The sequence below is a fragment of the Comamonas sp. A23 genome, from assembly GCF_004522605.1.
GTDB classification, from domain to species: Bacteria; Pseudomonadota; Gammaproteobacteria; order Burkholderiales; family Burkholderiaceae_C; genus Comamonas; species Comamonas thiooxydans.
Genome location: NZ_RSDT01000023.1, coordinates 1 through 20,591, shown reverse-complemented (window position 1 = coordinate 20,591; position 20,591 = coordinate 1). Strand labels below are relative to the sequence as shown.

32 protein-coding genes and 1 tRNA gene are annotated in these 20,591 nt (G+C 55.1%); 11 read left to right on the top strand and 22 right to left on the bottom strand.

Annotation, left to right across the window (positions count from 1 at the left end; genetic code table 11):
- The 6 genes from EIC84_RS25175 to EIC84_RS25145 form a co-directional block, all read right to left on the bottom strand.
- Positions 1-255: helix-turn-helix domain-containing protein (locus tag EIC84_RS25175; RefSeq protein ID WP_370456520.1), on the bottom strand; the 255-nt coding region annotated here is incomplete at its 3' end.
- 748 nt (positions 256-1,003) lie between these two features.
- A tRNA-Pro gene (locus tag EIC84_RS25165) sits at positions 1,004-1,080 on the bottom strand.
- 451 nt (positions 1,081-1,531) lie between these two features.
- Positions 1,532-2,554, bottom strand: coding sequence for a tyrosine-type recombinase/integrase (locus EIC84_RS25160; protein ID WP_003061303.1), 1,023 nt, complete (start codon positions 2,552-2,554; stop codon positions 1,532-1,534).
- 4 nt (positions 2,555-2,558) lie between these two features.
- Positions 2,559-2,786, bottom strand: coding sequence for a DUF4224 domain-containing protein (locus tag EIC84_RS25155; protein ID WP_100086377.1), 228 nt, complete (start codon positions 2,784-2,786; stop codon positions 2,559-2,561).
- A gap of 112 nt (positions 2,787-2,898) precedes the next feature.
- A complete protein-coding gene (locus EIC84_RS25150) occupies positions 2,899-3,414 on the bottom strand; it encodes a class I SAM-dependent methyltransferase (protein ID WP_003061306.1) in 516 nt (171 codons plus the stop codon).
- Between the two features lie 55 nt (positions 3,415-3,469).
- Positions 3,470-4,318, bottom strand: coding sequence for a phosphoadenosine phosphosulfate reductase family protein (locus EIC84_RS25145; protein ID WP_003061309.1), 849 nt, complete (start codon positions 4,316-4,318; stop codon positions 3,470-3,472).
- Positions 4,319-4,408: 90 nt separating this feature from the next.
- Between EIC84_RS25145 and EIC84_RS25140 the strand changes: the two genes are divergently transcribed.
- Positions 4,409-4,954, top strand: coding sequence for a lipocalin family protein (locus tag EIC84_RS25140; protein WP_237704384.1), 546 nt, complete (start codon positions 4,409-4,411; stop codon positions 4,952-4,954).
- Positions 4,955-5,190: 236 nt separating this feature from the next.
- On the opposite strand, the gene EIC84_RS25135 is transcribed toward EIC84_RS25140, so the two are convergent.
- A complete protein-coding gene (locus tag EIC84_RS25135) occupies positions 5,191-5,373 on the bottom strand; it encodes a hypothetical protein (protein ID WP_003061314.1) in 183 nt (60 codons plus the stop codon).
- 651 nt (positions 5,374-6,024) lie between these two features.
- Between EIC84_RS25135 and infA the strand changes: the two genes are divergently transcribed.
- From infA to EIC84_RS25115, 3 genes are all read left to right on the top strand, one after another.
- Positions 6,025-6,297 (top strand): translation initiation factor IF-1, encoded by a 273-nt coding sequence (gene infA, locus EIC84_RS25125; protein ID WP_034361186.1) that lies wholly within the window; start codon positions 6,025-6,027, stop codon positions 6,295-6,297.
- A gap of 61 nt (positions 6,298-6,358) precedes the next feature.
- Positions 6,359-6,610 carry an RNA-binding protein gene (locus tag EIC84_RS25120; protein ID WP_003061318.1) on the top strand — a complete coding sequence of 84 codons (252 nt, stop codon included), beginning with the start codon at positions 6,359-6,361 and terminating at the stop codon, positions 6,608-6,610.
- 311 nt (positions 6,611-6,921) lie between these two features.
- Positions 6,922-7,227, top strand: a complete 306-nt coding sequence (locus EIC84_RS25115; RefSeq protein ID WP_003061320.1) for a hypothetical protein — start codon at positions 6,922-6,924, stop codon at positions 7,225-7,227.
- A 113-nt stretch (positions 7,228-7,340) separates the two neighbouring features.
- Here the strand turns inward: EIC84_RS25115 and EIC84_RS25110 are convergent, their stop codons facing one another.
- From EIC84_RS25110 to EIC84_RS25095, 4 genes are all read right to left on the bottom strand, one after another.
- Positions 7,341-7,571 carry a hypothetical protein gene (locus EIC84_RS25110; protein ID WP_003061322.1) on the bottom strand — a complete coding sequence of 77 codons (231 nt, stop codon included), beginning with the start codon at positions 7,569-7,571 and terminating at the stop codon, positions 7,341-7,343.
- 9 nt (positions 7,572-7,580) lie between these two features.
- Entirely contained in the window at positions 7,581-7,811 is a 231-nt protein-coding gene (locus EIC84_RS25105) for a hypothetical protein (RefSeq protein WP_131361291.1), read from the bottom strand.
- Between the two features lie 514 nt (positions 7,812-8,325).
- Positions 8,326-9,516 (bottom strand): recombination-associated protein RdgC, encoded by a 1,191-nt coding sequence (locus EIC84_RS25100; protein WP_003061324.1) that lies wholly within the window; start codon positions 9,514-9,516, stop codon positions 8,326-8,328.
- Positions 9,517-9,745: 229 nt separating this feature from the next.
- Complete coding sequence (locus EIC84_RS25095; protein ID WP_034349191.1) at positions 9,746-9,928, bottom strand: hypothetical protein; 183 nt, start codon at positions 9,926-9,928, stop codon at positions 9,746-9,748.
- 391 nt (positions 9,929-10,319) lie between these two features.
- Between EIC84_RS25095 and EIC84_RS25090 the strand changes: the two genes are divergently transcribed.
- The gene (locus tag EIC84_RS25090) at positions 10,320-10,538 is read left to right on the top strand and encodes a hypothetical protein (RefSeq protein ID WP_080554076.1); all 219 of its coding nucleotides are present in this window, start codon (positions 10,320-10,322) and stop codon (positions 10,536-10,538) included.
- A 133-nt stretch (positions 10,539-10,671) separates the two neighbouring features.
- Positions 10,672-10,923, top strand: coding sequence for an RNA-binding protein (locus EIC84_RS25085; RefSeq protein ID WP_003061328.1), 252 nt, complete (start codon positions 10,672-10,674; stop codon positions 10,921-10,923).
- Positions 10,924-11,486: 563 nt separating this feature from the next.
- On the opposite strand, the gene EIC84_RS25080 is transcribed toward EIC84_RS25085, so the two are convergent.
- Both EIC84_RS25080 and EIC84_RS26120 read right to left on the bottom strand, forming a co-directional pair.
- Positions 11,487-11,684, bottom strand: coding sequence for a hypothetical protein (locus tag EIC84_RS25080; RefSeq protein WP_003061330.1), 198 nt, complete (start codon positions 11,682-11,684; stop codon positions 11,487-11,489).
- A gap of 33 nt (positions 11,685-11,717) precedes the next feature.
- Entirely contained in the window at positions 11,718-11,855 is a 138-nt protein-coding gene (locus EIC84_RS26120) for a hypothetical protein (RefSeq protein WP_003061332.1), read from the bottom strand.
- A 167-nt stretch (positions 11,856-12,022) separates the two neighbouring features.
- Between EIC84_RS26120 and EIC84_RS25075 the strand changes: the two genes are divergently transcribed.
- On the top strand, positions 12,023-12,283 hold the full coding sequence (locus tag EIC84_RS25075; RefSeq protein WP_003061334.1) for a hypothetical protein: 261 nt from the start codon (positions 12,023-12,025) through the stop codon (positions 12,281-12,283).
- Between the two features lie 1,311 nt (positions 12,284-13,594).
- On the opposite strand, the gene EIC84_RS25070 is transcribed toward EIC84_RS25075, so the two are convergent.
- The 3 genes from EIC84_RS25070 to EIC84_RS25050 all read right to left on the bottom strand — a co-directional run bounded on the left by EIC84_RS25070 (position 13,595) and on the right by EIC84_RS25050 (position 15,051).
- Positions 13,595-13,774 carry a hypothetical protein gene (locus tag EIC84_RS25070; RefSeq protein ID WP_080554070.1) on the bottom strand — a complete coding sequence of 60 codons (180 nt, stop codon included), beginning with the start codon at positions 13,772-13,774 and terminating at the stop codon, positions 13,595-13,597.
- A gap of 24 nt (positions 13,775-13,798) precedes the next feature.
- Complete coding sequence (locus EIC84_RS25065; protein ID WP_003061337.1) at positions 13,799-14,017, bottom strand: hypothetical protein; 219 nt, start codon at positions 14,015-14,017, stop codon at positions 13,799-13,801.
- An 854-nt stretch (positions 14,018-14,871) separates the two neighbouring features.
- Entirely contained in the window at positions 14,872-15,051 is a 180-nt protein-coding gene (locus EIC84_RS25050) for a hypothetical protein (protein ID WP_003061345.1), read from the bottom strand.
- A 671-nt stretch (positions 15,052-15,722) separates the two neighbouring features.
- On the opposite strand from EIC84_RS25050, the gene EIC84_RS26115 reads away from it, so the two are divergent.
- Positions 15,723-15,887: a hypothetical protein gene (locus tag EIC84_RS26115; protein ID WP_167599015.1), complete on the top strand. Its 165-nt coding sequence runs from the start codon at positions 15,723-15,725 to the stop codon at positions 15,885-15,887.
- 251 nt (positions 15,888-16,138) lie between these two features.
- Here EIC84_RS26115 and EIC84_RS25040 read toward each other — a convergent pair whose 3' ends face one another.
- The 4 genes from EIC84_RS25040 to EIC84_RS25025 form a co-directional block, all read right to left on the bottom strand.
- Entirely contained in the window at positions 16,139-16,399 is a 261-nt protein-coding gene (locus tag EIC84_RS25040) for a hypothetical protein (RefSeq protein ID WP_003061355.1), read from the bottom strand.
- Positions 16,392-16,994 (bottom strand): type II toxin-antitoxin system HicB family antitoxin, encoded by a 603-nt coding sequence (locus tag EIC84_RS25035; RefSeq protein ID WP_160162801.1) that lies wholly within the window; start codon positions 16,992-16,994, stop codon positions 16,392-16,394. The genes EIC84_RS25040 and EIC84_RS25035 overlap by 8 nt, the downstream gene beginning before the upstream one ends.
- Positions 16,984-17,295, bottom strand: a complete 312-nt coding sequence (locus EIC84_RS25030; protein ID WP_034361190.1) for a hypothetical protein — start codon at positions 17,293-17,295, stop codon at positions 16,984-16,986. Before EIC84_RS25030 ends, EIC84_RS25035 begins: the two co-directional genes overlap by 11 nt.
- Positions 17,296-17,535: 240 nt before the next feature.
- Entirely contained in the window at positions 17,536-18,267 is a 732-nt protein-coding gene (locus tag EIC84_RS25025; RefSeq protein ID WP_080554074.1) for an XRE family transcriptional regulator, read from the bottom strand.
- Between the two features lie 82 nt (positions 18,268-18,349).
- Here EIC84_RS25025 and EIC84_RS25020 point away from each other — a divergent pair, with 82 nt between their 5' ends.
- Positions 18,350-18,616 carry a helix-turn-helix domain-containing protein gene (locus EIC84_RS25020; protein ID WP_003061360.1) on the top strand — a complete coding sequence of 89 codons (267 nt, stop codon included), beginning with the start codon at positions 18,350-18,352 and terminating at the stop codon, positions 18,614-18,616.
- Positions 18,617-18,618: 2 nt separating this feature from the next.
- Here EIC84_RS25020 and EIC84_RS25015 read toward each other — a convergent pair whose 3' ends face one another.
- Both EIC84_RS25015 and EIC84_RS25010 read right to left on the bottom strand, forming a co-directional pair.
- Entirely contained in the window at positions 18,619-19,089 is a 471-nt protein-coding gene (locus EIC84_RS25015) for a hypothetical protein (protein ID WP_003061362.1), read from the bottom strand.
- Between the two features lie 308 nt (positions 19,090-19,397).
- The gene (locus EIC84_RS25010; RefSeq protein ID WP_003061364.1) at positions 19,398-19,769 is read right to left on the bottom strand and encodes a DUF2513 domain-containing protein; all 372 of its coding nucleotides are present in this window, start codon (positions 19,767-19,769) and stop codon (positions 19,398-19,400) included.
- A 165-nt stretch (positions 19,770-19,934) separates the two neighbouring features.
- On the opposite strand from EIC84_RS25010, the gene EIC84_RS25005 reads away from it, so the two are divergent.
- Both EIC84_RS25005 and EIC84_RS25000 read left to right on the top strand, forming a co-directional pair.
- Complete coding sequence (locus EIC84_RS25005; protein WP_003061366.1) at positions 19,935-20,411, top strand: phage regulatory CII family protein; 477 nt, start codon at positions 19,935-19,937, stop codon at positions 20,409-20,411.
- Positions 20,408-20,591, top strand: a 184-nt coding sequence (locus tag EIC84_RS25000) for a hypothetical protein (RefSeq protein ID WP_134737348.1), incomplete at its 3' end; no start/stop codon positions are given. The genes EIC84_RS25005 and EIC84_RS25000, both read left to right, overlap by 4 nt.

The following is a 20,591-nucleotide window of genomic DNA, read 5'->3' as shown; positions in this document are numbered from 1 at the left end:
ATCGTCCAGCGACAGATGCCCTTGCTTGCGTAATGCAATTGCCAGGTGTTCTTGCTCTTGAGAAAGATGCTGGCTTGCTCTGTCCCGAGGACCCATGGGCTCATCGAGAACAGAGGTGCGCGCACGCCACTTGGCCACGGTCTTGGGGTTGAGGCCATAGAGCTTGGCCAAAGACCGATGGGATCCGGTGGCTAGCTGGAGTTCTGCGCGGATACGCGGCGTCGTGCGGGCGCTGCCATGCAGGCGGATTGCCATAGTGCTTTCTCCTGTTCCAGGCTAAAGAATGCACCATGACTTCCTGGGACCATACACCTAGCTTACGAGAATGAAGAACAAAAGCGCCTCTTGACTTGGAGGGATACAGAGGAGCTTTATGGCTAATTTTTGGCGCATGTTTCATTCAGTAACTGCTCTGGGTCGATCACTGCCTAGCTTGAAGTACACAACGTCCTCAATGGTGACCACAAGCAGCTATCTGGGGGGCTTCTGTGATGTAGTCGCTGGCACTGCCAGCCAGGGTGCGCTCAGGCACTGCGTTGAGTGCACTGGTGGAGAGCTGTGCCATGTTTCATCAATGCTGGCTCACCTTTCCTGATGAGTCGCATGCACAAGCCTGATTCCAAGCTGCCGACGGACTCGACGTTCCCCCGGATTTGAGTAGCGTCTGACTCTGTAGTCCCATCCCGAAGACAGGAGATTGGACGTGAAAAAGAGATTTACAGAAGAACAGATCATTGGCTTCCTGCGGGAAGCGGAATCTGGGCTGCCCGCGTTATTGGGGCGACTGCTCAGGGGCATAGGCTTGGTACCGCCTAGCCATGCCTTGGGTGATCATGCTAGGCCGACATCGAGTGTGCGTGGCCCCTTGGGTGCCGATGCAGGTGACGCCCAAACAGAGCAGACCTGTCCAAGTCACAAGTAGATGGGAGCGCTTTGAAGTCTATGGGGCGTAAGTGTGGATAGACAAAAGGGGTTAGACCTTTCGATCTAACCCCTTGTCATTTGGTCGGAGCGGCGGGATTCGAACTCGCGACCCTCTGCTCCCAAAGCAGATGCGCTACCAGGCTGCGCTACGCTCCGAAGACCGTTAATGTAGCTTGAAATTGGGCTCGGAATTCAGAAATTCATATGCAATTTGATGCAAATAGCCCACAACCACATGCCATTGAGGCTCGACTTTCGGCAATAAAACCACGGGTATGACGCTCCACGAGACGCCGTCGTGTCGTGGGGGAGGTGAGAAATCGCACCGATTCCACACCGCCCCCTTAAGGGCCGCTTAGAATAAGGGACGGACGCGGGCTCACTTCCCGCCAGTCCACCATCTCCCAACAACCCAGCACATGCTGGGTTGTTTCAATCATCTTCCCGTAGCTCAGTTGGATAGAGCAACAGCCTTCTAAGCTCACCCAACAATCAAGCGCACAAGCGGGTTTCCCGAGGTTTTATGCTCCGCTTTGCTGTATGTTTAAACAGTGTTTAAATGACGCAAACGTGTTGCAGCTAAAGCCTTTGCGGAGCAAGAATTCCTCTATTTTGTAGCTTGAACCCTAGTGCCTCGGCGCAGGTAGTGGCGCTTGGTCGTCTGCACAGACGTGTGCCCCAATTGCTTGGACGCAGCCAGTTCTCCGCGTTCGTCGGCAACATCGTCTGCAGCTTTGGCGCGAAGGTCATAGAACCAGAAGGCGCGGATCTGCGCGGCCAGCGCGGCATTGCCTGACTTGTCAGCCTCGTCGGCGGCGTCAGATCGCGCAGTCTCAAACGCTTTGCGAAGCATTTGCTTGGACATGGCCTTGCCGTATTGGCTGACCAGCAGATTTGCGCTCCAAGTCTTGTGTGATCGCTTTCGCTCCTCGATACGATCCAGCAGGGCATTGAGCTCGCCTTCGATAATGAATCGAAGCGCCGCGGAGGTCTTGCTCTGCTTGATTACGAGGTAGCCGTCAATGATGTCGTGGTCGGTAAGGGACAGGGTATCGCCAGGCCGCTGGCCAGTCAGATAGGCCAGGTCCATCGCGTCCTTCAATGCCACATTGCCATGCTCGTAGACCAGGCGATAGACCTCATCGGAGATGTAGACCTCGCGCTTGCCGAGCGAGTGGCCTTCAATGCCCGTGCAAGGGTTCTCGTTCTCCGTCCAGCCCCAGGCCCTGGCCATGTTGAACATGTGTGAGAACACGCGCTTGAGCCGGTTGGCTGTGGTGGGGGTGTCCTTTGCCCATTGCAGCAGCAGATAGATGTGTTTGGGCTTGATGGCATTCAGCGGGGCCGGCGTCGGGTTGCAGAAGAAGGTGCGTAGCTTCTTCAGATCACCTAGTTGGGTAGCCTGTGTGGACTTGGCTTTGAGGGGGATGACCTCTGCCTCGTATTTGTCCGCCAGTTCTGCGAAGTTCTCGGAAACGGGCCGGGCAGGCATGGCCGAGAGTTCAAGCCATTTCTGCACAGCGACTCTGTAATCGCTGCCGAGCGGGATCTCTTTGCGCGGCTTGGCGCCGGTGTCGAAGTAATAGTAGGTTGTGCCGGACTTCTGTTTGCGGGCCCGGAAGTTGGGCATTGCTTTAACCATGGCTAAACGCAGGCTCCCATGTTGCGGTGCTGACCTCTGGAATGGCTTGGCCTTCTATAGAGTGACGGGTCACGATAGGCCGACCCACAGCGTTGAGATAAAACGGAATCTTCATGGTGCGCAGGGCGGCTGCCTGAAGCATTTCGCGGGTCTTCCCAGCCTTGCCGCGCGCGATGCCGGTGAGTTCCCTGATTTCATCTGGAGTTAAGAACGTGCTCATGATCATTAATTCCATAAAAAAGCCCCGCATCAGCGGGGTTCGGGGTGGTTGATTGGTTCGCGCCATCTGTCGCGCTTGTCGCCGCGGTCGCGGGCTCCCTTGCTCATCCTTGCTACGCTCCTTCCTTGGCTGCTGCCTTCATGAATACAAGCCAGTGAGTCATTCCCGAGCGGCCACTGACTTGGCCGAACAAAGGCTTTTCAGATGTCAGGGCTAGGACTTCTTTCACTTTCACCTGCGTTTCGTTCCACTTGAACACCAAGGTTCCACCTGGCTCCAGCACGCGGAAGCACTCGGCAAAGCCTTGGCGCAGGTCTTCGCGCCAGTCTGGCCCCAGCTTCCCGTACTTGGCTCCAAGCCATGATTTCGGTCCGGCATGAATAAGGTGAGGTGGATCAAACGCCACCAGCTTGAAGGCGCTATCAGGGAAGGTCAGCGCGCGGAAGTCCATCAGACAGTCGGGCTCAATTCGCAGAACACGCTGGCCAGATGCATTTCCCCGCGAGTTGTCCGTCACGATGATGGTTTCGCTGCGCTGGTCAACAAATACCGCGCGCGAGTCGGTCTTGTCGAACCACATCATTCGGCTGCCGCAGCAGGCATCGAGGACGCAGGGCGTCATGTTCATATTGGTGGCTCCCAGAATGAGAAAAGCCCGCGGCTGCGGGCTGGGGTGTTGGTGGTCAGGCTGGGAACAGCTCTAGCTGTTCGGTTTCGCAGAGTTCGCAGCTTTCACTGCAGCCGCCGTCATGCACTGGCGGGCGGTAGTCCTGGTTCGCAGCCTTGAACTCAGCAGCAAGGTCTGGCGCACTGCGGTGCCCTCGGTACATCCGGCGTGGGCCCGGTACGTTGTTCGGCCCCACGTTGCGGTACAGCTGATCCAGCCGCACAGGGAAATCGAAGTTCGCTGGGTTCTCGCGGTACAGCGTGAGCAGCTTGCGGTCTGACTTCTTGAAACAGCCGATGCAGTTGCCCTGGTGCTCGGGTATCCGTAGATCCCAGTCGAAGCCCTCGAAGAAGGCGAGCACGTCGTCCTTGGTTGAGGGGATCATGTCCACCAGGGGATAGATGATCCTGGCCGCTTCTGCGCGCTTTGAAACTCGGCGCATCTCATCGGCGCGGATGCCAATGGCAGTTGCCGTGCCCGCCCAGCCGATTGACGCGAAGTAGTCGTTGATCGGGTTCAGCTTCAGTTCCCGAGTGCAGTGGCTGAATGTCTGGTTCGGCAGACCGTAAGCGGCCACCACGGCCTCAAATGGCTCCCCGTTGCGACTGGCCGTCTCATAGGTCACCACGCGATGGCCGCTGGATTTTCCAAGCTCGCGGCGCGGTACGGCCTCGACCCAGGCCACGCCCAGGTCGTAACGCTTGTCCACTTCGTTGACGAATCGCAAGGTATCAGGGTGCTCCCAACCGGTATTTGCGAACACAAAGCGCATGTCATAGCAGTCGGCCATGTGCTGCCGCAGCCAAATGCTCATGAATGCACTGGTCCGGCCGCCGCTGAAAGAAACGCGCAGGCGTGGCTTCATTGATAGGGCTCCAGAAAGCAAAAAGCCCGCTCTTCAAGGCGGGCTGGTTGGTGGATGGTTGAATGAGGCTTTCAACCTCAGGAAACAACAATGCGTTTTTCGAGAAGCTCTCTAATTCGTACTGCTGCGTTGACCGTGGTTGCAGCAGGAGTTGCTGCGCTGTATGGCTGCGCTGTCTCGGTGCCTAAAGGCCTACAGCCTGTGACTGGCTTTGATGCCAAGCGCTACATGGGAACTTGGTACGAACTGGCCCGCATAGAGCACAGTTTTGAAAAAGGTCTGACTCAGGTCTCTGCGCAGTACAGCCTTAACGATGATGGCACCGTGGCCGTGGTCAATCGAGGCTATGACGCATCGAAGAAGGAATGGCGTCAAGCCAACGGCAAGGCGCAATTCCTGGGCGATCCCAGCATCGCGGCGCTCAAAGTGTCTTTCTTCGGTCCGTTCTACGGTGGCTACAACGTGGTGGGTCTGGATGACCAGTACCAGACGTCTTTGGTGATTGGCAACAGCCTTGACTACTTCTGGCTGCTTTCCCGAAGCAAGATCATTCCTGAGCAGCACTTTAGGCGATTGCTGGAGAAGGCCCAATCGCTCGGTGTGGACCTGAGCCAAGTCCATGTTGTCCCACAGTAGCGAGACAATTTTCAGCTCCAGAGAATGAGAAAAGCCCGCTCAGTGGCGGGCTGTGATCTTGTAAATATGTGCCTGTTAGTGGCGGCAGGGAGGTGGGTGACCTTGCTCCTCTTTGAGGTTTCAAAAAGGGCGCGCCGCAGCTTCAGCAGCACTTGGCGGCATTGATTCTGTCATGTCGATGCTGTTCATAAAAAAGCCCGCACGAGGCGGGCAATGGCAATTGGGTGGAGGGACCTCTAGGTCTTGTTTCGGCCGCGATAGTCGAGGTCGGTCGCTGAGTAGTTCTCGCGCTTGCGCCAGTCCATCTGTACAGGGCCGGCATGTTCGGGAGGATAGGTGATGCGCTCTTTCTCCCGGCTGAGCTCCCATCGCTTGGCCTCCACAACATGGTGGACGGCCGACTTTTTAGTTGTGCTCATTGCAAGGCTCTCGCTAAATTTCCAAACAGTTGCCCCACGGTACAGGCTTACTGCAGACAGGTCTATTGATTTCTTTTTCGAGGGGTATCGTTCGACCGCCTCCAAGGACCGCGTCCTTCAGTGAAGCTGAATGTTGTGATTCCAAGGTCTTTCAATTCACCTATACTGGTTTCACTCGCTGTTTAGGCCGTTCGCCCCAACAGTGCCTGTCTGACACCATTGCCGCCCCTTGGCCGCAGGTAGCCGCTCTTCTCGCAAAGCACGCGGTGGTCACTCCCCTCTAGGCGAACTCACCAGATCCTGAACATCCTTATGGATCTGCGTTGCCCCCTGCATTCACAGCGGGCCTTCCCTATCTCACTTGATGGTCTGCGCAATCGTGCGTGCGGCCGTCCGATTTCATGCTGCACAAAAACATTACAGAGCAGATTGGCCGCTACGTGGTCACACCTCTGACACAGCCGAGCACCAGCGGCCAATTCCTGGCTGCCGTTTCCATTCGCCGCGGTGCATATGACCGCGTCATTCGATTTGTTCCCCAGTTTTCTAACGAGTCGCTTGCCTCTAACTATGCCCTGACTGAAGGGCGAAACATGGTGTTGAACCAAAGGCTGAACTGAGCGGCTGAATCCTTCACTCACAGGAGACACTTTGGCTAAAGAAGAACTAATCGAGATGTTGGGCCGAGTTGACGAAGTACTGCCAGATGCGCGATTTCGCGTGACTCTGGAAAACGGCCATCAGCTCATTGCTTACAGCGGCGGAAAGATGCGCAAGCATCGTATTCGTGTGCTGGCTGGTGACAAAGTGACCGTCGAAATGTCGCCCTACGACCTGAACAAAGGGCGTGTGACCTTTCGCCATCTTCCTCCTCGTACTGGTGCTGCTACTGGGGCCAAACCTGCCTTCAAGCGCCGCCGCTGACCCTTATCAATCTTGTAACCGCTCATCGCTGACATGCGTGAGCAATCTTTGAAAGAACACAATGCAATCCAATCTCTACGTTACCAATCTCGGCTATTCCATCGACAGCGAAGCCCTGCGCACACATTTCGGCTGCTGCGGTGATGTGGTCGCTGCAGACGTCATCATTGATCGCGACACCGGCCGTTCGCGCGGCTTCGGCTTCGTTGAAATGGGCACTCAAGAGCAGGCCCAGAAAGCGATCGAAACACTGAATGACCAGCCGCTTGGCGGTCGCGCACTGGGAGTGGCCTTGGCCCGTCCACGCAAATAATCTTCTTCGATCTGTAAGAAGGGCTCACGCCAAAAGCGTGAGCTTTTTTCTTTTGCCGCCTCTCTTCCCGCAAGAGCAACTCAAGAGACAAGCTTCTTGATTTCCTGAAGCTGAACCTCCAGCCAGCTCTTTGCATTGCCGGGCAGCTGCTTGAAGGATGGCAACGGATCTCTTGGCATCAGTAGGTCCGTTGCAGTACCTTACGGGAAAGGCTTGCTGGTAGTTTTGACCTGCTCCTTCTTAAGGAGTCAGCTCTCTTAGGCAGGCCAGCTGGATTCGCAAGGCAGTGGGTTCACTGCAAGGAGGTCGTGATGGAAACGATAGAGCAGATGGCTGACAGACACATCCGCGAATCCGAAGCTAGCCTGAACCATATCGACCTGCTTATGAAGCGTGCACAGAAAGCGAGCGCAAAGGCGTCTGATCAGGCGGAGATAGAGCGATTGCAAGAGCAGGCGACTAAGCAGCGGGAGAAGCTGGAGCTGCATCTTGCGGCTCTTAAAGAGGCCAGGCAGCAGTCCGATCTGGCGCGGCTTGTGGAAGAGGGAAAGAGCTTCAGGGACAGGCTTGAAAGAATAAGAATGGGCATTGAGCGCTTGCTCTTGTCACTAATTTAGGCTTCTCAGCCCTGCTCTAATAAAGAAGCCCGCTCGATGGCGGGCCCTCTAGATTGGAGATATTTGCTATCTTATTTATGGCAAATTCCCCTGGAAATAGAATGAAGGCTTTTTCAGAAAGCCCCATACCTGTAAGCAAAGTAGCCTGCAGCAATCATGCCAAAGATAGCAAGCGTCAGCATGATTCCTGCAATAGTGTTTCCTGGTTGAAAGCCGGCTAGTTTATTGCCTTCTGTTTTTTGGGATGCGCTCGTTTCCGGCTCTTCTTCTTTTGGCCACGGGAAAAACATGCACTTCAGGTTTGCCCAGAAGCCGTGAACTTTGCGTTGAGAAAGTTCATGCATAAAAACTCCTTACGCCATCCGATCTGGATATACATCCCAACCATGCTCTGCCTCCAGCTGCATAGCATTGGAGGGTTGCGCTGACCTTGCGTCCGGATTGTCGATGTCCACATCGCTATTTTTCATAGGCACATTCGGCGACCGTGCATGGTCATCGTGAGAAATCGAGTGACTGATGATTTCTGGTTGCAGCGCCTGTGGCGCTGGAGCAATAGTGATTGCTAGATCTTCACGTTGCATTAAGTCTCCGGTCTTGTCAGTTGAGCAATCCTCAAGGATTCGCTTTGCTTCAGTGGAAAAGAAAGCAGTTCCGAAAGGGGACTAGGCTTGAGCAAGCACAAGAGGCAGAAGCTCACTTAGATGGTCAATTGACTGCGCCACGTCTTGCCCATCTTTGATTTAGCTCGATTTCGGGCATGCTTGAACTCTGGAGAGTTCAAGCCGCTCAATCGATTTGAGAGCTGTAGGTTTCGGATCTATACAGGCAGGTTATTTGACCAATTGCCTTGTCCCTACGGTACGCCCATTTCATGGAAAAAACCGTTTTAACGCAAACACTTACATAGGAATTGTGAGCATTGATACGTTTGCAACTATGGCATTTAGAGCTAGCAATAGGCAGGATCATCCGTACGCTCAAGCGACTACCTTCTTGATTTCCTGGATCTGGCCATTAAGCCTTCACTGCCTACTCTTTGCACTGCTGAGCAGTAAGTGAGTTGATAGAGCCTAGTCATTTGCTGGCGCTGGACTCCTAGGCGGGCGGCGTCAAAAGCGTGCGCTTGCCGCTGCCATCCATGCGCGACACCAGTCCCTCGGCCTGCATGCGCTCCAGCAAGGCGGCGGCCCGGTTGTAGCCAATCAACAGCTTGCGCTGCACATAGGAGATGCTTGGCTTCCGGTCCTTGCGCACCAGTTCAACGGCCTCGGCATAGAGCGGGTCCGGACCGTCGCCAGCAGCTTCGCAGTGCGGGGCGGGCGCGGTCCTGGCAGTGCTTGCTGGCAGAGTTTCCGCAGCAGGCGCGTTCTGAAGCGATGCGGGCAGGTCGCCCAGGCGGGTGCGGCCTTCGCCGCCCAGTGCTTCGATCAGATCCGGAATCAGGCGCGACAGCTCGCCGGTGGCAATGGCCACATCGGTGTCGAAGCCGCTGTCGTCCTTGCTGTTGCCGTCCATGACTGCATCCAGCAGCGCGATGTTCTTGATCTGCAGGCCTTCTGTCAGGACAAAGCTCACACGGTCGTCCCAGGTCATCGCCAGCTTGGTGGGCAGCTTGCCTTGCTCGATGTGCTTGCGGACCTCATCAATATCCAGCGGGTGGCGGGCGTAGCGCACGATGGCCTTGGACTCGTCGCATGCTTTCAGTTCTGTCTCGCGGTCAGCGCTGAAGCCGGCGGGCGGCTCCTGTGTCATCAGCCAATGCGCCATGGCGGCCTGCGGGCTGGTCTGGGTGTCCAGCAGGGCCAGGGCAAAGCCGGGCAGGCCTTTGACCAGCAGCGTTACCACTTCATCGGCGCGGCCCTGGACGCTCGTGTCCAGCACTAGCGTGCGCGCCTGGGGGTCAATCCAGACCCACATGCTGCCTTGCTTGGTGAAGGCCATGGGTAGCAGGTCCAGCTTGGCCTCGTCCTTGAGGTCGCGCTTTTCCTTCTTGCCGGGCTTGCGGCCTTCGGTCTTTTCGATGTGCTCGGCCTTTTCGTTGACCTTGCGATTGAGCACGCTGGCCGGTAGCACCTTCGCCTCGGTCATGAAGCGCATCACCCATTGGCCGGCCACGGATTCGACCAGCGGGCCATGAGCCTCGCCACGCGGCGGAACCCAGCCCACGGAACGCTCCTGTGTGGCGCCGCACTCCTCAAAGACTGTCTTTTGCAGGGCATCCTCCAGCGCCTGCAGATCGCCTTGCCAGCTCTTGGCAATGCGGTAAATGATCATGCTCTTGAACATCTGAACTCCAGAAATAGAAAAAGCCCGCTGATTGGCGGGCTCTGAAGTGGAGAGAGTGGAGGCCGTTAGTGGCCGCAAGGAAGTGGTTGACCTTGCTCTTCTTTGAAGTCTTCAGGAAGAGGCGCGCCGCAGCTTCCGCAGCGCTTGTCGGTGGTGGTATTTGTCATGCTGGTGATACTCATAAAAAAGCCCGCTCAATGGCGGGCAAAGGCAATTCTGTGGAGGCTCTCTAAATCTTGCTGCGGCCTCGGTAGTCGAGGTCGGTGGCGGAGTAGTTTTCTCGCTTGCGCCATTCCATTTGCACCGGGCCGGCATGTTCCGGAGGGTAGGTGATGCGCTCTTTTTCGCGACTGAGCTCCCATCGCTTGGCCTCCACGACATGGTGAACGGTTGATTTTTTAGTTTTGGTCATTGGTGAGGCTCTCTGTAAATATCCGAACGCTAGGCCCACAGTACATGGTTAATCCTTAGTGGTCTATCAATTTATTTTTTGAAGGCTTTGATGTGAGGGACGTCAGGCCGGGAGAGCGGAAGATTTCCAACCAAAGGTCTTTCGGTTCACCTATACTGGCCTCACTCGCTGTTAAGGCCGTTCGCCCCAACAGTGCCTGTCTGACACCAATGCCGCCCCTTGGCCGCAGGTAGCCGCTCTTCTAGCAAAGCACGCGGTGGTCACACCCCTCTAGGCGAACTTCCCAGATCCTGAACATCCTCGCGGATCTGCGTTGCCCCCTGCACTTAGCACGGGCCTTCCCTATCTCATTTGACGGTCTGCGCAATCGTGCGTGCGATCGTTCGCTTTCATGCTGCACAAAAACACTACAGAGCAGATTGGCCGCTACGTGGTCACACCTCTCACCCAGACTGACGCAAGTGGTCAATTCACTGCTGCTGTCTCTATTCGTCGTGGTACTTATGACCGAATCTTTCGGTTTATCCCGCATTTTTCTGATGAGTCGCTTGCCTCTAAATATGCTTTGGCTGAAGGCCGGAGCATGGTGCTTGGCCACCAGCTGAATTGAGCTGCATCATTTTTCAACCCTCAGTAGAAGCTTTGGCTACTGACTAATCTTCACCAAAGCACTCTCGTGGTTCTCTTGGGAATCATCTTTCGCTCTGAAAAATAAGTAGCGAAATTCATTTAGAAGGTACTGTATGCAAAGCAATCTCTACGTCTCCAATCTTGGCTATGGCATCGATCGCGAAACACTAAAATCACATTTTTCAAGCTGTGGGGATGTTATTTCCTCTGAAGTCATAATGGATCGAAATACAGGTCAATCGCGCGGCTTCGGCTTTGTTGAAATGGGCACTGCTGCCCAAGCAAAAACAGCGATCGACTCCCTGAATGATCAGTCATTGGGTGGTCGAGTTATCTCAGTATCTCTAGCCAACACACGCAAGTAATTTTTACTTGGCGTAAAAAAGCCCACATCTGTAAAGGTGTGGGCTTTTTGCATTTTTAAATTGTCGAGCTCAACGCTCTTCTTTGACGCACTTCACAATATTTTCGCTGACCCAAATGGCTGTCATTCCTGGGCAATGCCAGGCGCTAAGCGCTGAATTTTTGAATGCAGCAGTTGTTTCCTCAAACTTCTTTCCCGATTCGGGCTTACAGCCTCCCATGACCAGGCAAGTCAGCAGAACCGCCGAGGCGCTCAAGAAGAATCCTGCCCTCCAGAGGAGGTGGTTCCTACTGCTTCGCCTCTTGGGTAGGTACTCAAGCTGGATTGGTGGCTTTGCCATACGCTTCAGTCTATGTTGATGGATGCGAACGCAACGGCCGCTATTGCACCCTTTGGCGCCTTAGAGCTCGCATGTTGATGACCTCCAATGGACGTCTGCGTAGCGAAGGCAAAAGCTCTGTCTGAAGACAGACTATTGCAATGAATTTTTCAATGCCTATTCTCTATCCTTATGCGCAAGAAGAGCGAAAAGACTTCCTGCAAAAAGGTCATGTCATGCCCAATCTAAGGTTGCTCTTTCAGGCATTGCACGGTCTTCTCGTCCAGCCACTCGGCATGCATGCCCGGGCAGGCGAACTCATCGCGCAGGCTTTGGGTGAAGGTTTTGGGTTCATCGGCTTGGGCATCAGGCGCGGACAGCCAGGCTGCGAGAAGCAGGGCGCCAACGATGACCAGCAGGGAGTCGACAATCGTCTTCAGCATGAGTCTCTCCTGTCAGTTTTCAAGGTTGAATGCTCAGAGGGGCCAGGCTTCTGGCGTGAGTGCGATCACCACGGCCGCGCCGACCAGGCAGAACAGGCCAAAGCCGGTGAGAGCCCATTGCGCGGCTATCAGCAGCTTTGTCGCAGGGGTATGGGGTGTCGATGAATGCATGGAATCTCCTGAGGGCAAAGAAAAAGCCCGCGAGCGGTTGCTGCGGGCCTGGATAAAGAGCCGGTGACCTTTCGGGTCTGCCTGAGGAATGGTTCAGAGAGGGAGGGAGGAGATAAACCCCAGGCCCGGCTGGAAACTAGAATGGGTCATCAGACTGGAGGTGCTTCATGACCCAGGAGGAATCTGGCGCATTCGCTGCGCTGTCGATGATCTTGACCGCAGTCGTCAAGGCGCTACCGCGCGAGACTGCCCATCAAGCGGCGAGAGAGCTGCGCGCTGCACAGCTGGATGCTAAGCATCAGGACGGACCTGATAGAACGGATCCCGAGTTCAGGCTTGGCCGCGATCACTTGGTGAATGCGTATCGCGAGCTTCTCAATAACGTGGCCGAGGGCAACGTCTACCTTGTCGGTGGTGGGAAGAAGTAAACCTGACTTGCCATCTGGTGTGACCACTGTCGCCACGACGCAAAGTGCCGCGTTCCTAATTGCCGCCCGCCCAGGCCTATTCCTGAACTGCCGTACCTGCTCGAGTGGTCACACCGGATGGCACTGACTTTGGTGCAAAAAAGCCACCCTGCGGAGGGTGGCTTAAAGAGGCTTCTCTCACACCTGAGTAGCTGCGCTCATTCAAAGACATCAATTAAGGTGAATACTTTCACCAATTGCAGACGTTGTCAGTATTTTCTATTGGTTGAAGCAAATTAATACAAATTTGCTATTTTGATGGGCCCGCTTCAGCCCTGCTGGGAAAGGCGCATGTGAGGCCGAGGCCGGTGAGTGCCTATTGCGCGGCAAGCAGCGGCTTTGGAAGGAATAGCGGCTGGAGTCGATTGCACGCAAGCTCCTGTGGGAAAACAAAAAGCCCGCGAGCGGTTTGCTGCGGGCGCGAATAAAAAGCCGGTGACCTATTTGGTCATGCCTGGGCAAGTTGAGGAAGTGAAAGGAGTCTGTGACCCCAGGCCCGGCAAAAACAGGTACGTGACGCAAATTTTGCCCAAAGAGAGTCACGGAATCAATATGTACGTGGGCTCACAAACCATCTGGCGTGACCACTGTCGCCACGACGCAAAGCGCCGAGTTCGTGACTGCCGCCAGCTCAGGCCCATTCCTGAACTGCCGTACCTGCTCGAGCAGTCACGCCAGATAGCCCCCGCTACTTTCCCGGGGTGGTCATGATGGGCACCTAAGACCGGTGCGATTACCCTCTTGCAGTATTCCAGCCAGGCCCTTGCAAGCCTGGTTTGTAATAACCGGGGAGCCGACCCCCGGCACCATCAAGAAAAAGAGCGGATTAGCCAACTCCACCCACGTTGCAGTTTTTCATTGCCGCGCTCTTTCTTGATGGCCCCGCTATAGCCCTGCGGGAGAGGGCGCATGTATGGCACATGTTGGCTTAATGCTCACATCTCAAGATCTCTGGGCACAAAAAAGCCACCGTAGAAGGTGGCTGTTGAGAATGAAGCCACGTAATCGTGGGGGCTGTCGAGCACTCTTGCTACCAGTATCGATAGCTATGGCGCATGCGCGATTGCCTCTCCTCTTGTCTCCTCTTGTCTTTTTCAGGAGGTCCGCACTGTTCGATGTTGGGTGGACTGGGGAGTGGCTCGCCTCTGGCGAAGACTCGTCGGACTGTTCTCCAAACCTTCAGGAATGAAGATGGGATGCGGCTTACTGACATATAGACCTCCGGACTGACACGCGCGAGCTACGGGCTCGCTGCATCTCCGTGTGGTGCTGTCACGCCTTGTCGTTGACAGCAGGTGCTTCGGAGCTGGGCTGTGGGGCTTTTGGCGTCGGTGCGAGTGGTGGATCGAGACTGGGTTCGATGGGTTGAATCTTTGAAATCGGCTCGAGGAGCATCACCCACATATCACGCCAGAACTCGGACTGACGTTTGTAGCCAAGTAGTGAAAACATATAGACCTCCGGTCAGATGCTTGCTCAAGCGGCAGAGATTTTGTTGAGGACCGCTTGCAGCAAAAGGCGGTTCGTTTTTTTGCGCAGCATCTGCTCAGGAGATTCCTCCTGCAACTGTGCATCCGTTTGAAATGGCGTGTGAAAGATTCGGTCGTCATCCGCCACGTTCCGGGAATCGACTTCCTGTTTTACGTCGGGACATCGGGAGCGGATGCTGAAGATGGTTTTGTCAATGAAAGACATATAGACCTCCGGTCTATGCTGGCGATCCAAGAGAGACCGTCTCACACCACAGTACTCCTTTTAATGCCCTTAAACGGCGCGCCTAAAGCTCACGTCAGGAATGAACTGCGGGGCCTCATTCGCAGTCGCTTTTCCAACGAAAAAGCCACCTTGAAAGGTGGCTCAGGATCCGGACTTCTTGCTCTTCAGGCTCAAGCAGCCGTTGAGTCAGGCCTTGTCCGTGGTTGCCTCTGCATGGTGCGCGGGCTGCTGCGCTTCAGGCTTGGTGGAAGGCTCTTGTTCGAAACTTGAAGGGCTTGGCGGAAGCTCTGAGATGGGCTCAAGAATGATCGACCACATGTCGCGCCAGAACGCGACATATCTTTGATACACAAGGAGTGGGAACATATAGACCTCCGGTCTAAAGCTGCAAATCAAGAGGACTTGCATGCACCCACATTACGCTTTTAAAAGACCTTAAACGGCGCAAGCAAAAGCCACCCGGAGGTGGCTGGTGTGCTCGCGTTGAGGCGGTTGCTCAAGGCATCTGGGACAAGCCTGAGTGAGAAAAGTAGCTCTTTTTTTCGCTACTGCTTGCGTTGCTGCTGCTGCTCTTCCTCATTCTTTTCTTTCGGGACGCGAGGTTTGCCTTGTTGCTGCGGAGCTGGGAGCCCGTCGGTAATAAAAAACATCAGCTTCAAGGTGTCCAAAAAGGATGGGGTGGAGATGGGGATGGGGTTACCTGACAAATAGACCTCCGGTCTAAGGCGGCTGGTCAAGATTGACTGCCTTGTCCCACAGTACTCTTTTAAATGACCTTAAACGGTGCCCTCGAAAAATAGACGCTAGCCAAGTTGTCGCAGCTGTGGTCGCGCTCACTCGATGAAGCCAAGGTCGCGCAGTGCTTCAGTCTCCTGGGTGTACTCAGCGTCCTCGATCAGCAGCACACCGTCAGGGCCATAGATATTGCGCTGGGGCGCGCCCATGACTTGCTCAATGCGCTCGACTCTGTAGCCGTGTCGCTCCCAAATTTCGGTGGTGTTTATGCGTGTCATTGGTTCACTGTATCCAAACCGGAGCCCTGCAAGCAAGGCTTTGGTTTGAACCCCGGATGCGCTCCGGGGGCGGCGCATATCTCCCACTGTCACTGGCTTGCGCTTCGCTCTGGCAGCTTTATGCAGATCACTATCTGCGCCGGTTTGCACCATCCACCGCTTCGGGGCGGCAGAGTCGCGGCGCGTTCCGGTAAGTCATCGGGGCGCAGCGTGTCTCGCGACGTGCATTGAATCTCTGGCTTTTTAAAGACCCGTGGCGCGCGGCTCGATCACTTGGCACCCATCGCTTTGCTGCGACGAATGCATTCTACAAGTGTAGATTTAATAAAGTCAACAACTGTAGAAATTTGTGTTGAATTTTTTTGTAGACGCAGCAGGGTTCCAATGCGGATCCAAATCACACAGACGAAAAAAAGCCCGCTCAGGGCGGGCTGGTGTGCGGGAGAAGTGGGGCTACTGCTTGCCTAACTCGTCAAGGGCTTCTTGCAGTAACTTAATCAGTCCCTCCACGTCCTCACGAGACATATCAATCCAGGCGGTTGAAACGGGCAGGCCCGACGAGGTTTTGGCGGTGTGCTTCACGCCGATCAACGGCTGCCCACTCACAACACGAGTGCGGATGTTGGTGGACTGAAGGCGGGGTGCGGGTGCTGTCATGCGGAGATGGTGCCATGAAAAAGTCCTCACTTGTGGAGCTGTCACAGATTGCAGACAGCAGCCTGAAGGAGGAGCATTTAGGTATCACGCACTTCAAGGAGAGCGGCGATGTCTACCCTCATGACACAAATGGTTGGCCTGTGGATCCTGGCCGTGCTTGTGGCCTGGGTGATCAATGAGATCCGGGACGACTGGCGGACGTAAAAAAGCCCGGTCGGGGCAGGCTGTCTCCGTTTGCCCGTGAGTACTCACAGTGAGACTGTGAGTCTATCAACGCACTTCGAGGAGAGCGACGATGTCCTTGGTCATGACTCAGTTCTGGGTTCAGCAGTTGATCATCCTACTGATGGCCTGGGTGGTCTATATGACCATCGAGTATTGGGTGTGAAAAAGCCCACGCGAGGTGGGCTTCTTGAGCGCGATCGTCTGCCTAGGCTGGGTTTAATTCAGCGGCATCAAAAGCAAGTGGTGGTAGCTCTGAAGGAACTGGATCGATCTTCTGCAGACCTATCCCCTCTATGCTCACAAACCCAGTGGGAGCTACTTCTGCAGGTGTTGGGCCGAAAGCACCTGCGCCCAGCCTGAAGTTCACGCTGAGCGTCCAAATTCCATCGTGAATGTCGGCCTCTTTGAGCATCAACGTGACAATCTCTTTGTGGTCAAACGAGTAAGAGCTTGCATTTTTAGCCATGTGAAATTTCCATGAACATCTTGGGTTCGGGAGCTGCAGTGATCATTAAGTTGCTAGCAGACGAGCTAACTTCTCGAAATTTCATGGTGGGGATCACTCGAAGATCGTTCGTTGATCTTCCATGCACTGCTGAAAAATTATTTTGGTAGAAGAAGTACAGGTTGCTTTGTACTGCTTTATGCAGTTCGTAGGCTAGGCGCCGCATACCGTCTTGTTGACCTAGGTAGCTTGCAAGTGCGTTGCCAATGAACTGGTTGAGACTTATGCCCTCCAGATCTGCTCTTTCAGCCGCAAGCTGATGAAGCCGTCTGGAGACGCGCAATGCAATCTTTCCACTTGCGCCTTCATAGTCAAGCGGTGGGCTTACGGGATAGCCGTTTGCATGAGCTGAACGCATCCAGCTCAAAGCGGCACTTTCGAGATTGCTCAATGCCTCTTCTGCGGAATCACCTTCTGCAATGCAGCCAGGAAATTCATGAATTGTTGCTGTGTATCCACCTGAAGGGTCGGGGCTCAGACGGCGCACATAGCGTTCATCCAGTTTTGCAGAATCCATTGATGGTTTTTTAGCTGTAGTTGTTACGTCACTCATCATCAGCCTCATCTTTTTCAAGTTGATCGTGATGCATTTCCCATTCATCCAGATCGGAAAGAAGTTGATCAATGATGCTCCGTGCGGTACCCGCCTTCAACCCCGCTGAGTGATGCGGAATCGAGAGTGGAGGGCTTAGCTCAGGCTCTATCTCTCTTACCCAATTAGGCTCTTTTCCTCTGGAATCAAGTTGTCGGCCAACAGCCTTAGCATATGACTCCAGCACTCTACTTGGATAAGAGGTGTAGTTCTGGCGCATCTGCTTCAGTTCTCTCCGTAGACCGGAGATCTTATCTTTTTTCATGGATGATAGCGCCAGTGATATCACTTAAGATGCATAAACACTGTGGAAGTTCCCTTCTTTTGTCGCTCTTCTCAGCTACCTAGGATGTGTCCCAGTTCGTTGAAGTGCTCACGAATCGGGTTGTTCAGGAGATTCTGCAGCAGCGGGACTCGATGAAGACGCGAATGGCTTGCTCCATAGTTGTTTACATACAAAAACACCCTCGAGTCCTCCCCACTGAGCCAGCTACTCGGCAGACGCTCACAGCCTCTTACCATTCCAGGCCCAGACCACTCGGCCCACTACATCTACCTGGTGATCGCCATTGAGTGTTTGCACAGTCTTTGCGCTGGGGTTGTCGCTTGTCACCTGCAGCTTGCCGTCAAAGGTCGGGGTGACACGCTTGATGAAAGTTCGATCATTCGCCCGCAAAACATAGACGCCTTCACGTGAGCTGGGGTCTCGAGCATTGAGCCCAGTATCTACGAGCAGGACATCACCGTCTGTAAAGGTTGGGTGCATGCTGTCCCCGTAGGCATGGATGAAGCGCAGCTCTTGCGGGTTCTGAGGTCTGATTTGTTGGTTGATCCAGTGTGGGGATAGCGCCAAGTCTCCAACGATGACATCCGACTCCAGCAACTCCGAGCCCGGACCCATGCTGCCGCAGTTGGACAGCACAGGAACAATGACTGCATCCGGAGCGTGATACATCGGAACAGCACCGTATGCCGCCATGTCTATCTCACGCGTAGTAGTAGAAGAGGGCGGCCCCTCCAGCAGCGATACGACATCCAAGTCACGGGATTCGTCTTCGAGCATTTCCACGCTCATACCCAAACCACGGGCAATCAGGGTTGCGAACTTTGAACGACTGCTGTCTCGATTCTCAAGTGCGGAGATTGTTCCAACCTCCACTCCAGAACGCTCGGAGAGCTGCTCAAGGGTGAGTCCTGCTTTTTCTCGGTAGTGACGAATACGGGTGCCTAGTGCCATAGCGGCCGATCATTGAACATTTGTTGAATTGGTACAAATACAGTTGTTGAATTGATCTATCTACAACTGTAGAATTTGTGTCATGAACGCAATTACTGAAGCCATTAACGGCGCAGGAGGTCCAGCCAAGGTCTCGCGCGCATGCGGGGTATCTGTCCAGGCGGTTTGTTTTTGGCGCGATGGATTGCGCACCCTCCCAGCAGATCAATGCATCACTCTTGAAAAGCTGAACCACGGGCGCATTCGTTGCGAGGACTTGCGCCCTGACGTCGACTGGGCATACCTACGCACCATTCAGTCGCCCCAGGAGCTGGCGCTGCCATCCACCTCAACCAAGGAGGTGGAGTGATGTCACTTATCGAAGACTTGGGCTTTACAGGCGGGACAGGCAAGTCCGTTGTCGGTACCCATGACCCAAGTGCGCTGGAGCACAACAGACCTGCCAATGGAGAAGCAGGGCTGGCAGACATAGTGGGGCGCCTCATCGATTCCTGGCTCTGCGGCCCCAGCGGGGTTGTTGGCGGGATTGCTGCGCAGCGCAACCGCACCGCTAGCGAGCGTGACCAGCGTGTATTTGCCGCGCTCATCGATGGTTGCCTTCAGTTCCAGATTTTCCTTCTGCACCTTGGCCAGATCCGATTGGAGCTGCAAAAGAGCGGTGTTGTGGGCGAGGAGACCCTCCTGCGCCTTGAGCAACTGCTCCAACAGGGCTGCGGTTTTCTCGTTGATGAGCGCGGTGTCGCGCATCGCGCTCATCCCCTTTGCGATGTCGCGGGCAGCGGAGATTGATCCTGCGATGCCACCGATTGCTGTCCAGTCCATTTGCATGCTCTCCATGAATCACAACATTACTTTGTCCATCGCCACCGCTGGCTTTGGGGCTGCGGTGCGGCCATCCACCTGTACCAAGGAGGTGGGCAATGAATAGTGCGAAGTTGCCCCGCGTGGATTTTGTTGCCGTGCGAGACGGAGACCACTCGGCCCTGCTGACCGCCGTTACAGCAACTGCTGCGCGCTGGTTCAGCATGGCTGATTCCCATATTGCATTTCAGCATCATGCATCGCACGTCGCTCGTGAAGAGGGAACAGCCAAAGCCGGGCTTCTAGCCGCTGCGATGGATTTGCGCGCGCTACTGACTCAGTGCCCTGATGGTCGGCAGGCCTTGCGTGATTTCGGTTTTGAGCCAGTCTTTCAGCACGTCGAAAGTGAATGACATGGATGGCTTCATCACGTTGTCCTTGGCCTTTTTCCACAAGGTATCGCTTCTCACTGCATCTGCGAACTCGCATCCACTCCACGTGAGCCTGAACACAAAAGCTACGGCGCTTTCGTCCATGTATTCGTTGACTGCGGCATGGACTAGCCCAGCTTCTTTCATCCAAATGACGTGGAGAGAGAAGACGTCTTGCTCTACACCGTCCAGTCCATCCAGTGTCTCGTCCATTGGTAACTCTTCCGCTGCAAGCGCAATACGCCGGATCAAGTCCATATCCCGCTTCATGTCTGCCCTCCCTGTGGCTGTTGGTAATGGTTTGGAAGCCACCAGCATAGCCCAGGGTGCGGCGGGCACCTTTTCCTCTCTTCTGGCCTGTTTTCGTTTGCATGCAGGCAGTGTCTTTTTCTGCGGCACAGCCCGCAACGTCCTTTTTCTCGGAGTCCGGACGACATGAATGCTCTTGATGCATTGCGACGCATGGTCGCCAACTACCCAGGCGGCCGCGCTGCTCTTGCTGCCCGCCTGAACAAATCCGACGAAGTTCTGCGCAAGGAGCTGAGCGGCGTGTCCCCAAGCCACAAGATGGGCCTCTCTGACGCTGAAGAGATTGCGTCTATGTGCCGTGAGGCTGGTAGCGCAGAAGCGCATGCCTTGGGCACGGTCTTCTCATTCAACGCCGGCATGCTGGCGCTGCCCGAAGCGCAGCCAGGCGCTGAAAAGTGCCTCTCCAAATCTGCAGCCATCGCTGTGCGTGAATGCGCAGACGTTCTGATGGCCACCACGATGGCGAAGGCAGACAACAACGTCAGCGACAACGACAAGCGCGTCGTGCAGCGCGAAATTGCTGAGGCTGTGGCCGCGTTGCTCGCCGTTCAGCAGTCTCTGGATGCAGAGCACGCCGCAGATAACGCGAGGTCTGGACAATGAGCAAGCTCCCATGGTTCCGCACCTATACGCGGATGGTCGATGACGACAAGCTAAAGCTGCTGGCCTTTGAGGATCGCTGGCACTTTGTGGCCTTGCTGTGCCTCAAGGGCGAGGGGCTGCTGGACAAGGGCGATGCACCTGCGCTGCTGATGCGCAAGGTCGCCGTGAAGCTGGGCCTGG